Below are 12,897 nucleotides of genomic sequence, written 5' to 3' on the forward strand. Positions count from 1 at the left end.
GTGCACTTTGCACACGAGACCGCGGGTGCAGCGCGCACCCGGCTTTCCCTGCGCCCTCCGATTTGAAGGGCGAAAAAATCCAGGCACGACCCGGGCGCATCGCGCCGCGGGATGGCGGGCGCGCATCTGAAGCCGGGGCCGTGCCGCGTAAACGCTTCATTAACCCTGTTCTCATCGCCGTGCGCGACCAAGACCAGCCTCAAGCACTTTGCAAGGTCGCCGCCGCATCGTGTGTCGAATCACCATGCGAGTCGGGCCGCCTCAATTCGAGCAAGCAATCGGGATCATTGGCGATGGTGCGGACGTTCCGGATCAAGGTTTTCTTGCGGCGCTTCGGGCGCCGTCACCCATGGATCACCTTTGGCGTGCGTTCGCTCATGATCTTCTCCGCCGCCTTCGGCGGCGCCTATGGATTCATATCCGGAAGCCGGTCCGAAGGTTCCGGCTATGACCCGCACGCCTTTGCGATCGGCGCAAGCTTCCTGTTCGCGATCGCCTGCGTCGCGCTGGCGACCCTGAGCCTGCGGCTGCGCCTGATGCGCCGGAAATTGCGCAAGATCGCCCTGCACAATGAGGCGCTGGCCGATCGCAACTGGGAACTGCAGGAGGCCGAGCAGCGCGCCCGCAGCCTGTTCGAATCGCAAGCCGACCTGATCGTGCTGCGCGACGCCGACGGCCGCATCACCTTCGCCAACGACGCCTATTGCGAACTGGCCGAGCTGCCGCGCAGCGCCGTGATCGGCAGCCACGCGACGCTTGCCGTGCTCGAGCAGGGTGACGTCGCGCTCGAAGCGAACGGCACGCGCATTCACGACCAGAAGATCGCGAGCCGGCTCGGGCCGCGCTGGATCGCGTGGCGCGAAGGCCTCCTCCGCAATGACGCCGGCAGCCCCGCCGAGATGCAAAGCGTCGGCCGCGACGTCACCGACCGCACCGAGAGCGAACGCGCGCTGGCCGAGGCGCGCGATATGGCGGACGCCGCCAACCGCGCCAAGTCGCGGTTTCTTGCGATGGCGAGCCACGAGATTCGCACCCCTCTGAACGGCATCATCGGCATGAGCGGGCTGCTTCTGGATACGCCGCTGACGCCCGAGCAGATCACCTACGCGAGGGCGGTGAAAACCTCCGGCGATGCGCTGCTGTCGCTGATCGAGGAACTGCTGGACTATTCCAAGATCGAGGCCGGCAAGATCGATCTCGAACATCGTCCGTTCGCGCTGTCCGGATTGATCGAGGACGTCACCGAATTGCTGGCGCTGCGGGCGCAGGCCAAGAAAATCGAGGTCGCCGCCTATGTCGACGAGCGGCTGCCGATCGAGGTGATCGGCGACGCGGCGCGGCTGCGCCAGGTGCTGCTCAATCTCGCCGGCAACGCCATCAAGTTCACCTCGGCCGGCGGCGTCGCGCTGATTGTCGAGCCCGGGATCTGGCCGAACGAGATCAGCTTCCTGGTGCGCGACACCGGTATCGGCATCGCGCCCGAGGCGCAGAGCCGGATTTTCCGCGAGTTCGAACAGGCCGATGACCGTATCGCGCAGAGCTATGGCGGCACCGGGCTCGGCTTGAGCATCAGCGAACGTATCGTCAAACGCATGGGCGGCCGCATCGCACTGGAAAGCCAGCTCGACGTCGGTTCGACCTTCGAAGTGTCTGTCCCGCTACCCGCCTCCGACGGTAACGCGCAAGGGGTTTTCGCCGCACCCGATCTCTCCGGCCAGTCGATCATGCTGATTGCGCCGCAGAGCATCGAGGCTTCGCTGATCGCGCGGCGGCTGCAGCGCTGGGGCGCCCGGACCTGCATGGTTTCGGATGCCGCGGTGGCGCAAGCGCTGCTGCCCGAGCGGGCCTGGCACGCTGTCCTGATCGATCACGCCATCGGCGCGGCGGACCTCGAGGCGCTCGGCGAGGCCGCCCGCCCCCACGCCACGCAGCGGATTGTGCTGTTCACGCCGGCGACGCGGCAGGAGCTGCAACCTTCCGCGGCTTCCGCCTTCACCGGCTATCTGGTCAAACCGTTGCGCGCGGCCTCGCTCGCCGCCCGCCTCACCGCCGCGCCGGAGATCGCCGCGCCGAGCCTTGCCGGCGAATGCCCGGTCGAACCGGCCGACCCTGAAGAGAAGCCGGCAATGCCGTCGAGCAAGGGGCTTTCGATCCTGGTCGCCGAGGACAATGAGATCAACGCGCTGTTGATGCGCTCGCTGCTCAGCCGGCTCGGGCATCATGCCGTCATCACCACCAATGGCGAACAGGCGCTGGAGTCCTGGCTGTCGGCGAATTCCGCCGACGCGCCCTATGATCTGATCCTGATGGACGTCCAGATGCCGCAGCTCAACGGCATCGAAGCCGCCAGGCGCATCCGCGGCCTGGAGGCCGGCCAGCCCGGCCGTCAGACGCCGATCCTCGCACTCACCGCCAATACCATGGTGGAAGATCGATATGCCTGCTTCGAGGCCGGCATGAACGGCTTTCTGATCAAGCCGCTCGATCGCGAAAAACTCACCGAGGCGCTCGCCGGCCTCGCGGCGGCGTGGCATATTGCCGCCTGAGCGGCCCGCGCAGCCGTGCCCCCGCCGGCGCTTCCGCCCCAATCTGATTTCAGAGCCGCCGATTTCAGAGCCGCCGCAGCGCCACCGTTTCCACCACATGATCGGCGCCCTTCTTGAGAATCAAGGTCGCGCGCGGCCGGGTCGGCAGGATGTTGTCCTCGAGATTGGCGCGGTTGGTGCGCTCCCAGATCGCCAGCGCGGTGGCGGTCGCCTCCTCGTCGGACAATGGCGCGTAGCGATGGAAGTAGGACCTCGGATCGTGGAACGCGGTATCGCGCAAGGCGAGGAAGCGACGCACATACCATTCGCGCAGCACCGGCTCTTCGGCGTCGATATAAACCGAAAAATCGAAGAAATCGGAGACCACCGGCACGGCCTTGCCGTCGCGCGGCAAGCGGCCGGTCTGCAGCACGTTGACGCCTTCGACGATCAGGATGTCCGGGTGATCGACCTCGATCCACTCGTTCGGAACGATGTCGTAGGTGAGGTGCGAGTAGACCGGCGCGCGCACCGGCCGTCGTCCAGCCTTGATGTCGCTGAGGAACGCCAGCAAGGTCGGCAGGTCATAGCTTTCCGGAAAGCCCTTTTTCTGCATCAGCCCCTGACGTTCGAGCACGGCGTTGGGAAACAGAAAACCGTCGGTCGTCACCAGATCGACCTTCGGCCGCGGCGACCAGCGCGCCAGCAGCGCTTGCAGCACGCGCGCGGTGGTCGATTTGCCGCCCGCGACCGATCCGGCGACGCCGATGATGTAGGGCATCTTGCGATCCCGGATGCCGAGGAATTGACGTTGTGCCTGATAGAGCCGGTGGGTCGCATCGACATAGATCGACAACAGCCGCGACAGCGGCAGATAGATCTCCTCGACCTCTCTCATGTCGAGGCGGTCATGCAGCGAACGCAGCCGCTCGAACTCGCCTGGCTCCAGCGTCATCGGCGTATCGTCGCGCAGCCGCGCCCACTGCTCGCGCGAAAACACCCGATAGGGATTGTATTGCTGCTCCGGTGCCCGAATATCCATCAGCGCCGCCTCTTCGCATCAATCGCGCTTGCGCGCGGCTTTCTCTTCCAGTCCGGTCATCGCCGTGCGCTGCGCCAGCGCAGCCTCGACATCCTCGAGCTTCACGCCGCGCGACTTCAAGAGCACCAGCAGGTGAAACAGCAGATCCGCGCTTTCGGCAATGAGGTGGTCGCGATTGTTCTCGATCGCCGCGATCACGGTCTCGACCGCTTCTTCGCCCAGTTTCTTGGCGCAGTGTTCCGCGCCCTTGTCGAGCAGCTTGCGGGTATAGGACGCCTCTCCGCCCGATGCCGCGCGGGCATCGATGGTGGCGGCCAGATCATGAACGGTGAAACGCGGCATCGACTCGACTCAAAACACGTGCGGCCCGCCAGGGCGGGCGTTATCCCAATGCCGGAACTTAGCACTTTTGTGACAGGGAGTCGTCATGGATCGAGCCGCATCGGCAGCCCGGCGCGCGTCATGTGGTCCTTGGCTTGCCGTATGGTAAATTCCCCGAAGTGGAAGATCGAGGCCGCCAGCACCGCGGTGGCATGGCCCTGGCGGATGCCGTCCACGAGGTGATCGAGATTGCCGACACCCCCCGACGCGATGACCGGTACAGGGACACTGTCGGCAATCGCCTGCGTCAGCGGCAGGTCGAACCCCTGCCGGGTCCCGTCCCGGTCCATCGATGTCAGCAGGATTTCGCCGGCCCCGAGCGAGACCACTTGCCGGGCATATTCGATGGCGTCGATTCCGGTCGAGTTGCGCCCGCCATGGGTGAAGATTTCCCAGCGGTCCGAGCCACCCCCGCGCTTGACGCGCTTGGCGTCGATCGCGACCACGATGCATTGCTCGCCAAATTTCTCCGCCGCTTCCTTGACGAACTCCCGCCGGCTCACCGCGGCGCTGTTGATCGAGACCTTGTCGGCGCCGGAGCGCAGCAGCGTCTTGATATCGTCGACGGTGCGCACCCCGCCGCCGACGGTCAGCGGCATGAAGCAGGCTTCCGCGGTTCGCCGCACCACGTCCAGCATGATGCCGCGGTTTTCATGGGTCGCGGTGATGTCGAGAAAGCAGAGCTCGTCGGCGCCAGCGGCGTCATAGGCGATGGCCGCTTCGACCGGGTCGCCGGCATCGCGCAGGTCGACGAAATTGACGCCCTTGACCACCCTTCCGTCCTTGACGTCGAGACAGGGGATCACGCGAACCTTGAACATTTTGTCTCCTAGGCCGCGGCGCGTGCGCTGCGGATCAGCGCGAGCGCGGCTGCGGGATCGAGCCGGCCGTCATAGAGCGCACGGCCGGCGATCGCGCCCGCGAGTTTCCTGGCGCGCGGCTCCAGCATCGCCTTCACATCCTCGATCGAGGCCAGGCCGCCGGAGGCAATCACGGGGATCGAGATGCGTTCGGCCAGCGCGATCGTGGCATCGAGATTGAGTCCTTGCAGCAGGCCATCGCGCGCAATGTCGGTGAAGATGATGGCGGCGACGCCGGCATCCTGGAAACGCTGCGCGATTTCGAGCGCGGTGACCCGCGAGGTTTCCGCCCAGCCTTCGACCGCGACCTTGCCGTCGCGCGCGTCGAGCCCGACCGCGACGCGGCCCGGAAACTTTTTCGCAGCAGCCTTGACCAGCGCGGGATCGCGCACCGCCGCGGTGCCGATGATGACGCGCGCGATGCCCTTGGCGAGCCAGGCTTCCACCGTCGCGAGATCGCGAATGCCGCCGCCGAGCTGCACCGGCACGGTGACGGCGCTCAGCATCGCTTCGACGGCATGCGCGTTGATCGGCTTGCCGGCAAAGGCGCCGTCGAGATCGACCACATGCAGATACTCGAAGCCCTGGCCGGCGAAGGCACGCGCCTGCGCCGCCGGATCGAGGCTGAACACGGTGGCGCGCGCCATGTCGCCTTGTTCGAGGCGCACGCACTTGCCGTCCTTCAGATCGACCGCGGGAAAGAGGATCACGGCTTCCACTTCAGGAAATTCGAAATCAGCGCCAGTCCGAAGCGCTGGCTCTTTTCCGGGTGGAACTGGGTGCCGACCGCGGTGTCCTTGCCGACGATCGCCGTCACCGGGCCGCCATAGTCTGCGCGCGCCAGCACATCCGCCTCGTTGGCGGCGTTGAGGTGGTAGGAATGCACGAAATAGGCGTGGCGGCCGTTCGGCCCGAGGGCCAGGCGCTCCAGCACCGGATGCTCGCGGACCATATCGAGCGTATTCCAGCCCATGTGAGGGATCTTCAGATTCTCCTCACCAGGCGAGATCTTTTCCACATCGCCTTCGATCCAGTTGAAGCCTTCCGTGGTGACATGCTCCTTGCCGCGCGTCGCCATCAATTGCATGCCGACGCAGATGCCGAAGAACGGCCGCGCCTTGACCCGCACCGCCTCCGTCAGCGCCTCGAGCATGCCGTCGAGCGCGTCGAGACCCCTGCGGCAGTCGGCGAAGGCGCCGACGCCGGGCAGCACGATCCGATCGGCGCGAAACACCGCTTCAGGATCGCGCGTCACCATGATGTTCTGCGGATTCTCCATGCTCCGCGCCGCGCGCTCGAAGGCTTTTGCCGCCGAGTGCAGATTGCCGGAGCCGTAATCGATGATCGCAACGCTCATCGCGACCCTCCCGGCTCCGGAAACAGTCCGATGATTTCGCCCTGCGGCAGCGGCGGGGGCGGGGGCGGCTTCGAAAACGGCTGGCCCGGAATATTCCGGGTCGGCGGCGGCGCGCCGCGATCGACCGAATATTGGTCGTTGACAAGACCGCGCTGGATGGCGGTCCAGCGATCGAAGAAGCGCCGCTCGGCTGCCTCCTCGTCGTCGGCGACGACGATGTCGAGCTGGCGCCATTTTCGCCGCGACAGCGTCCAGCGCCGCAGGCTGGCGGCTTCAAATCCCATCAAGAGCGCGATGAGCAGATCCGCGATCACGATCGCGGCCCATCCGGCACCCAGCGCCGCCATTCCGAGCTGGACCACCACGCTCACGACAATCCAGCCGATCAGCGCCAGCCACAGCCGATGCCAGGCGAGCCAGATCACGCTCAGCGCCGCCGCCCAGAAATGGAAGCCGTCGCGCACGAACGTGAACTTATCGGTCGCCGCGAGATCGGCGCCGCCGGTTACGGGGGCATGAACTGTGTAGACCGGCATCGTCACTCTCCGTCACACGAACGAGAGGTCAGCCGCCAAGCCGACCCTTGGTAGACGGCACTTCGCCCGCAGCGCGCGGATCGATCTCGACCGCGGTACGAAGCGCCCTGGCCAGACCCTTGAAGCAGGATTCGGCGATATGATGGCTGTTATCGCCATATAGGGTCTCGACGTGCAAAGTCACGCCGGCGTTTGTCGCAAAAGCGTTGAACCATTCGCGCACCAGCTCGGTGTCGAATTGGCCGACCTTGTCACGTGGAAAATCGACCTTGAACACCAATACCGGCCGTCCTGAAATGTCGATCACGACGCGCGACAGCGTCTCGTCCATCGGCATATGGATCGAGGCATAGCGGGTGATGCCGGCCATGGTGCCGAGCGCCGCTTTCACGGCCTGACCGAGCGCGATCCCGACGTCTTCGGTGGTGTGATGGTGATCGACATGGAGATCGCCGTCCGCCTTCACCGTGATGTCGATGCGCGAATGCCGGGCCAGCAGGTCGAGCATATGGTCGAAGAAGCCGATACCGGTCGAAACCCTGGATGCGCCGGTCCCATCGAGGTTGATCGCTACCTCGATGTCGGTCTCCCTGGTCTGGCGCTTGATGGTCGCCGTGCGCATGAAAAGTGCTTTCCTTTGACCGATCCCCGGTCGAAAACGCGGCCCTTCTAACAGGTCGATGTCGCCTTCGCTACTGCGGGATGGTGTCCTGGAGGCTGAACTTCCAGCTATGGTGACCGGAATCAGGCGCGCAATCGCGCGATTGTAACCCCGCGCGCAAAGTCCTAAATCTGGCCGGACGCGAGGATCTCTCATGCAAGCATCCCAAAATGAGCCGCCGGTCTGGCACGGCACCACGATTTTGACGGTCCGCAAGGGCGGCAAGGTGGTGATCGGCGGCGACGGGCAGGTCTCGATCGGGCAGACCGTGATCAAAGCCAACGCCAAAAAGGTCCGCAAAATCGGCAAGGGCGACGTGATCGGCGGCTTTGCCGGCGCAACCGCCGACGCCTTCACCCTGTTCGAGCGACTGGAGAGCAAGCTGGAGCAATATCCCGGCCAATTGACCCGGGCGGCAGTCGAATTGGCCAAGGACTGGCGAACCGACCGCTATCTGCGCCGGCTCGAGGCGATGATGATCGTCGCCGACAAGGACGTGTCGCTGGTCCTGACCGGCACCGGCGACGTGCTGGAACCGGAGGCCGGCGTGATGGCGATCGGCTCCGGCGGCAACTACGCGCTCGCGGCTGCCCGCGCGCTGGTCGACAGCGACAAGGACGCCGAGACCATCGTTCGACGGGCGCTGGATATCGCCGCCGATATTTGCGTCTATACCAATCGCAACGTCACGATCGAAACCCTGGGCGGCTGATGATGGTTCGCAACGCATGACCGCCGGCAGCGCCGCCGACAGGACTCCGGTCGCCAGCGGTTTTTCGACCGTGCACTGGCTGTTGATCGCGGCGGGCCTGTTGGCCGTTCAAGCCTCGATCCTGCTCGCGATGGGGCGGCTGCCGATATGTGCTTGCGGCTATGTAAAGCTCTGGCACGGCGTGGTGCAAAGCTCGGAGAATTCGCAGCACATCGCCGACTGGTACACGCTGTCGCACATCCTCCACGGCTTGCTGTTTTACGGCGCGACCTTCTTGCTGTTCCCGCGGCTGGTCTGGCCCGGCCGCCTGATCCTCGCCATGGTGGTGGAGGGCGGCTGGGAGCTGGTCGAGAATTCCAGCTGGATCATCGAACGCTACCGCGCCGGCACCATCTCGCTGGATTATTTCGGCGACACCATCATCAACTCGATCTCCGATACGCTGGCCATGATCGGCGGCTTCCTGCTGGCAAGAACGCTGCCGATCGCGGCGACAATCGCGCTTGCGCTGCTGTTCGAGCTCACAATGGCGCTCCACATTCGCGACAATCTTACCCTGAACATCATCATGCTGATCCACCCCTTCGAGGCGACCAGGCAATGGCAGGCGGGGCCGCCGATCATCTGAATGCGCGTTGGTCGGACGGCTTGCCTTGGCGCTGATCGGACTTACCTAACTTCTGGAACAATGCCGATGATTGCAAATGAAACTCTGACCAAGGCCGTCCAGCAGGGCATCATCACGGCCGAACAGGCCGCACGCTTGCGCGCAATCGAACTCGCTCAGGACCCGCTCGAACTGCCCGCTTCCCCCGACGACGAGCAGCTTCGCTTCATCAGTGGCTTCAGCGACGTCTTCGTCACCATCGGCCTTGCCATGTTCATCAGTGCCATCGGATATCTTGCCCAGCAGTCCGGCGGCAAGCTTTCGATGTGGGCCGCCATTGCCGCCACGGCATGGCTGCTTGCCGAGTTCTTTACCCGGCAGCGGCGCATGGCGTTGCCAAGCATCGTTCTCCTGATCGTGTTCGCGGTTGCCATATTTGCAGGTGCGGGAATGCTTCTGGGAGCGGCTACAAGGCCAAACAGCTATCCACTGAGTGCTACGGGCATGTTCGGCATCGATCCGAGCCAGCCTACAATGTTGGCAGCCGCCGCTTTCCTTACTGTGCTGCTGACAGCGCTGCACTATTGGCGTTTTCGGGTGCCTATCACCGTCGCCGCAGGTTGCGGGGCGTTGACCGGGACGATGGTTGGGCTGGTTTACGGACTGGCTCCGGATTTATCGCACGTTGCGCGCAGCATCACCATTTTCGCCTGTGGTCTCGCGATTTTCGGGTTGGCGATGCGGTTCGATATCGCCGATCCGGACCGCCTGACGCGACGAGCTGATATCGCCTTTTGGCTTCATCTGCTTGCGGCGCCGTTGATCGTTCACTCCCTGATCGATGGAATGTTCGATGTCTCTCACCAACTCACCTCCGGATCGGCTGTCGCCATCATGGCTGTGTTCTTGGCATTGAGCCTTGTCGCAGTCCTTATCGATCGCCGCGCGATGCTGGTATCCGGCCTGTTATATGCCGGGGCTGCTTTCTGGACGCTGATCCGCCAGGCGGGCCTATCCGATGTGACAACTCCGCTCACGCTGTTGACGCTCGGCGCGTTCGTCCTGTTGCTTAGCGCCGGCTGGCGACCGCTCCGTGCCGGAATTCTTGGCGTTGCACCATCCGCGATCTCCCGTCGGCTCCCACCGACAGTCTCACCAGCATGACGGAAGCCGGTTTCCAGACTGCACGAAACCCGCGATAGGACAGCATTCCCGATGGCACGCTACCGATGACCGACTTCTCCCCCCGCGAAATCGTCTCCGAACTCGACCGTTTCATCGTCGGCCAGGCCGACGCCAAGCGCGCCGTATCCATCGCGCTGCGTAACCGCTGGCGGCGGCTGCAGCTCACCGGCAGCTTGCGCGAGGAAGTGCTGCCGAAGAACATTTTGATGATCGGGCCGACCGGCGTCGGCAAGACCGAGATCGCGCGGCGACTGGCGAAACTCGCCGGCGCCCCCTTCATCAAGGTCGAAGCCACGAAATTCACCGAGGTCGGTTACGTCGGCCGTGACGTCGAGCAGATCATCCGCGATCTGGTCGAGGTCGCGATCGCGCAGGTACGCGAGCGCAAGCGCAAGGACGTGCAGGCCCGCGCGCAGCTCGCGGCCGAAGACCGCGTGCTCGACGCCCTGGTCGGACCCGCCTCCAGCCCCGCGACGCGGGATTCGTTCCGGAAGAAACTGCGCGCCGGCGAACTCAACGACAAGGAAATCGAGATCGAGACGCAATCTTCCGGCGGCATGCCGATGTTCGAAATTCCGGGCCTGCCGGGCGCGCAGATGGGCGCGATCTCGATCGGCGACATTTTCGGCAAATTGGGCGGACGGACCAAGACCCGCCGCCTGACGGTGGAGGGGTCGCACGAAATCCTCGTCAACGAGGAATCCGACAAGCTCCTGGACAGCGACCAACTGGTGCAGGAAGCGATCCACGCGGTCGAGAACAGCGGCATCGTGTTCCTCGACGAGATCGACAAGATCTGCGTGCGCGACGGCCGCGTTGGCGGCGACGTCTCGCGCGAGGGCGTGCAGCGCGACCTGCTGCCGCTGATCGAAGGCACCACGGTGTCGACCAAGCATGGCGCGGTCAAAACCGACCACATCCTGTTCATCGCATCCGGCGCCTTCCATATCGCGAAACCGTCGGATCTGCTGCCGGAATTGCAGGGCCGGTTGCCGATCCGCGTCGAGCTCGACGCGCTGACGCGCGACGACCTGCGCCGCATCCTGACCGAGCCCGAGGCGTCGCTGATCAAGCAATATGTCGCGCTGATGAAGACCGAGGGGGTGACGCTCGACATCACCGACGACGCCGTCGATGCGCTGGCGGACGTGGCGGTCGCCGTCAATTCATCGGTTGAAAATATCGGCGCGCGGCGGCTGCAGACCGTGATGGAGCGGGTGCTCGACGAGATTTCCTTCGCCGCGCCGGATCGTCATGGCGAGACCGTCCGGGTCGACGCCGATTACGTGGAGAAGCACGTCGGCGACCTCGCCAGGAACGCCGATCTGAGCCGGTTCATCCTGTAACTCCGCCTGGGTTCACCAGCCACGCGCGTTGCGTGCCGCGCCTCCGTCGTGTGATAATCGCGCCCGATCTGGTCTTTCGGGGGCTGAATGAATTCGCGTGCGTGGGAAAACCCCTGGCGATTGATGCTTGGCGTCAATGCCGCCGTGCTGATCGGGGTGTTCCTGTATAAGATCACGCTTCAGCCCTACGTCCCCTACATCCATCTGCTGGTCGATTATCATTTCGGCTTCACCAAGCGTGCGCTGATCGGCGCCTTGGTGGCGTTGTTCACCGACAAGGTGCCGGTGTGGCTGGTATTCGCGCTCGGCGGCGCCGCATGGCTGATCACCGCCGGTCTGTTCGTAAAACTGTTCCGGCGAACCTTCGGCCTCGACGCCGCCAACTTGCCGCTGTTCGTCCTGATGGCCGGCTCGCCGTTCTTTCTCAAGAACTTCATCTATACGCTCGGGCACTTCGATATCTACGGCTGCGCGGTCGCCCTCGCCCTGCTGCTATTGCCGGCGCGCTCGGTCGCGTTCGTCATAGCCGCGGCGTTGGCGTCGATGCTCCTGATCCTGATTCACCACATCCATTTCCTGATGTATGTGCCGACCATCGCGGCCATCGTGGTGCTGCGCCATTACCTGGTCCAGGGCCTGACACGGCGGAATGCAGTCGTCGGCGTGGTTGCGGCGCTGGCCGTCGGCCTGCTGTTCCTCGCCGCCCAATTCCTTGGAACGATGGCGGTGCCGCCGGCCGAATTCGTCGCGCATGCGCAGAGCCGCATTGCCGACCCCTCGCGGGAAGACCTGCCGCGTTACATCCACAGCTTTGCCTATATATGGTATCAGCCGCTTTCCCAGGAAATCCGCGATACCTGGGACCGCATGCCGTCAAACCTTCTGGGTCTGCCGGTGTTCGCCCTGCTGATCGGGCTGCATTCCCCGGTATGGCGATTTTTTGCGCGCTCGATCGCCGTGCTTTCGAGCGACATTCACCGCCGCATCGTCATCGCGGCGGTCGTGCTCGTCAGCGCGGCTTACCTCGTCTTGTTCGCAATGGTGTTCGACTATTCGCGGTGGATTTCCAACTGGGCGGCCTGCCTGTTCCTGATCCTGCACGCGGTGAAGATGCTGCCTGCCTCGCAAACCGTGCCGTTGATCCCGGCGCATGATCGCAGGACGACGGTGTTCGGCTGGATCGTCACGCTGATCCCCCGCGTCGGAATCGTGCGGCCGTTCTGAGCTACGATCTCGACCGGCGCACGCGCACGTAAAGCGCGCCCTCGCCGCCGTGGCCGATATGGGCTTCCTCGAACCCGACCACCAGCGAGCGGAATTCCGGCAGGCCCAGCCATTGCGGCACCTGGCGGCGCAGGATGCCGCGCTCCGATTCCGCGCCGCCCGCTTTCCCCTTGCCGGTGATGACAAGCACGAAGGTCAGGCCATCACCGTGAGCGCGTTGCAGGAATCCGAACAGCGCTCGATGGGCGCGCGTTTGCGTCATGCCGTGGAGGTCGATGCGGGCGTCGATGTCTTTTTTGCCACGTGAGAGAAGCGAACGCTCGCGGCGTCCAAGCGGGGCCAACGGCGGTACCGCAGGCGGCTTCGTCGGGCGGCCGACTGGAGCGTGCGCGGCCGGCTTCGGCGAGGCGACGGGCTTGGCGGCGACCGCCGCTTTCGGTTCCGGCGGCGCCGCCTGCGAC

14 protein-coding genes are annotated in these 12,897 nt (G+C 64.6%); 6 read left to right on the forward strand and 8 right to left on the reverse strand.

The window, feature by feature from the left end; translation table 11 throughout:
* The first annotated feature begins 293 nt into the window (after positions 1-293).
* Entirely contained in the window at positions 294-2,546 is a 2,253-nt protein-coding gene (locus WCE35_RS00280; protein WP_424591352.1) for a response regulator, read from the forward strand.
* A gap of 64 nt (positions 2,547-2,610) precedes the next feature.
* On the opposite strand, the gene coaA is transcribed toward WCE35_RS00280, so the two are convergent.
* The 7 genes from coaA to hisB form a co-directional block, all read right to left on the reverse strand.
* Positions 2,611-3,567 carry a type I pantothenate kinase gene (gene coaA, locus WCE35_RS00285; RefSeq protein WP_424591353.1) on the reverse strand — a complete coding sequence of 319 codons (957 nt, stop codon included), beginning with the start codon at positions 3,565-3,567 and terminating at the stop codon, positions 2,611-2,613.
* Positions 3,568-3,585: 18 nt separating this feature from the next.
* Positions 3,586-3,909 carry a phosphoribosyl-ATP diphosphatase gene (locus WCE35_RS00290; RefSeq protein ID WP_424591354.1) on the reverse strand — a complete coding sequence of 108 codons (324 nt, stop codon included), beginning with the start codon at positions 3,907-3,909 and terminating at the stop codon, positions 3,586-3,588.
* Between the two features lie 83 nt (positions 3,910-3,992).
* The gene (gene hisF / locus WCE35_RS00295) at positions 3,993-4,769 is read right to left on the reverse strand and encodes an imidazole glycerol phosphate synthase subunit HisF (RefSeq protein ID WP_424591355.1); all 777 of its coding nucleotides are present in this window, start codon (positions 4,767-4,769) and stop codon (positions 3,993-3,995) included.
* 8 nt (positions 4,770-4,777) lie between these two features.
* Positions 4,778-5,527, reverse strand: coding sequence for a 1-(5-phosphoribosyl)-5-[(5-phosphoribosylamino)methylideneamino]imidazole-4-carboxamide isomerase (hisA, locus tag WCE35_RS00300; RefSeq protein ID WP_424591356.1), 750 nt, complete (start codon positions 5,525-5,527; stop codon positions 4,778-4,780).
* On the reverse strand, positions 5,515-6,165 hold the full coding sequence (gene hisH / locus WCE35_RS00305) for an imidazole glycerol phosphate synthase subunit HisH (protein ID WP_424591357.1): 651 nt from the start codon (positions 6,163-6,165) through the stop codon (positions 5,515-5,517). The genes hisA and hisH overlap by 13 nt, the downstream gene beginning before the upstream one ends.
* Positions 6,162-6,701 carry a DUF2628 domain-containing protein gene (locus tag WCE35_RS00310; protein ID WP_424591358.1) on the reverse strand — a complete coding sequence of 180 codons (540 nt, stop codon included), beginning with the start codon at positions 6,699-6,701 and terminating at the stop codon, positions 6,162-6,164. Before WCE35_RS00310 ends, hisH begins: the two co-directional genes overlap by 4 nt.
* A gap of 28 nt (positions 6,702-6,729) precedes the next feature.
* Positions 6,730-7,323 carry an imidazoleglycerol-phosphate dehydratase HisB gene (gene hisB, locus WCE35_RS00315; RefSeq protein WP_424591359.1) on the reverse strand — a complete coding sequence of 198 codons (594 nt, stop codon included), beginning with the start codon at positions 7,321-7,323 and terminating at the stop codon, positions 6,730-6,732.
* A gap of 193 nt (positions 7,324-7,516) precedes the next feature.
* Here hisB and hslV point away from each other — a divergent pair, with 193 nt between their 5' ends.
* The 5 genes from hslV (at position 7,517) to WCE35_RS00340 (ending at position 12,436) form a co-directional block, all read left to right on the forward strand.
* Entirely contained in the window at positions 7,517-8,074 is a 558-nt protein-coding gene (hslV, locus tag WCE35_RS00320) for an ATP-dependent protease subunit HslV (protein WP_424591360.1), read from the forward strand.
* Positions 8,075-8,090: 16 nt separating this feature from the next.
* On the forward strand, positions 8,091-8,702 hold the full coding sequence (locus WCE35_RS00325) for a DUF2585 domain-containing protein (protein WP_424591361.1): 612 nt from the start codon (positions 8,091-8,093) through the stop codon (positions 8,700-8,702).
* A gap of 60 nt (positions 8,703-8,762) precedes the next feature.
* Complete coding sequence (locus WCE35_RS00330) at positions 8,763-9,845, forward strand: hypothetical protein (protein WP_424591362.1); 1,083 nt, start codon at positions 8,763-8,765, stop codon at positions 9,843-9,845.
* A 65-nt stretch (positions 9,846-9,910) separates the two neighbouring features.
* Positions 9,911-11,212 carry an ATP-dependent protease ATPase subunit HslU gene (gene hslU / locus WCE35_RS00335; RefSeq protein WP_424591363.1) on the forward strand — a complete coding sequence of 434 codons (1,302 nt, stop codon included), beginning with the start codon at positions 9,911-9,913 and terminating at the stop codon, positions 11,210-11,212.
* Between the two features lie 87 nt (positions 11,213-11,299).
* Positions 11,300-12,436 carry a hypothetical protein gene (locus tag WCE35_RS00340; RefSeq protein ID WP_424591364.1) on the forward strand — a complete coding sequence of 379 codons (1,137 nt, stop codon included), beginning with the start codon at positions 11,300-11,302 and terminating at the stop codon, positions 12,434-12,436.
* 1 nt (position 12,437) lies between these two features.
* Here WCE35_RS00340 and WCE35_RS00345 read toward each other — a convergent pair.
* The coding region (locus WCE35_RS00345) for a Smr/MutS family protein (protein ID WP_424591365.1) at positions 12,438-12,897 on the reverse strand (460 nt) is incomplete at its 5' end.

The organism is Bradyrhizobium sp. (assembly GCF_049691595.1).
Classification (GTDB): Bacteria; Pseudomonadota; Alphaproteobacteria; order Rhizobiales; family Xanthobacteraceae; genus Bradyrhizobium.

Coding starts and splice junctions, on each gene's coding strand:
- WCE35_RS00290 (WP_424591354.1), bottom strand. CDS start 3,909: ATGCCGCGTTTCACCGTTCATGATCTGGCCGCCACCATCGATGCCCGC.
- hslV (WP_424591360.1), top strand. CDS start 7,517: ATGCAAGCATCCCAAAATGAGCCGCCGGTCTGGCACGGCACCACGATT.
- hisF (WP_424591355.1), bottom strand. CDS start 4,769: ATGTTCAAGGTTCGCGTGATCCCCTGTCTCGACGTCAAGGACGGAAGG.
- WCE35_RS00280 (WP_424591352.1), top strand. CDS start 294: ATGGTGCGGACGTTCCGGATCAAGGTTTTCTTGCGGCGCTTCGGGCGC.
- WCE35_RS00325 (WP_424591361.1), top strand. CDS start 8,091: ATGACCGCCGGCAGCGCCGCCGACAGGACTCCGGTCGCCAGCGGTTTT.
- hslU (WP_424591363.1), top strand. CDS start 9,911: ATGACCGACTTCTCCCCCCGCGAAATCGTCTCCGAACTCGACCGTTTC.
- WCE35_RS00310 (WP_424591358.1), bottom strand. CDS start 6,701: ATGCCGGTCTACACAGTTCATGCCCCCGTAACCGGCGGCGCCGATCTC.
- hisB (WP_424591359.1), bottom strand. CDS start 7,323: ATGCGCACGGCGACCATCAAGCGCCAGACCAGGGAGACCGACATCGAG.
- coaA (WP_424591353.1), bottom strand. CDS start 3,567: ATGGATATTCGGGCACCGGAGCAGCAATACAATCCCTATCGGGTGTTT.
- WCE35_RS00340 (WP_424591364.1), top strand. CDS start 11,300: ATGAATTCGCGTGCGTGGGAAAACCCCTGGCGATTGATGCTTGGCGTC.
- WCE35_RS00330 (WP_424591362.1), top strand. CDS start 8,763: ATGCCGATGATTGCAAATGAAACTCTGACCAAGGCCGTCCAGCAGGGC.
- hisH (WP_424591357.1), bottom strand. CDS start 6,165: ATGAGCGTTGCGATCATCGATTACGGCTCCGGCAATCTGCACTCGGCG.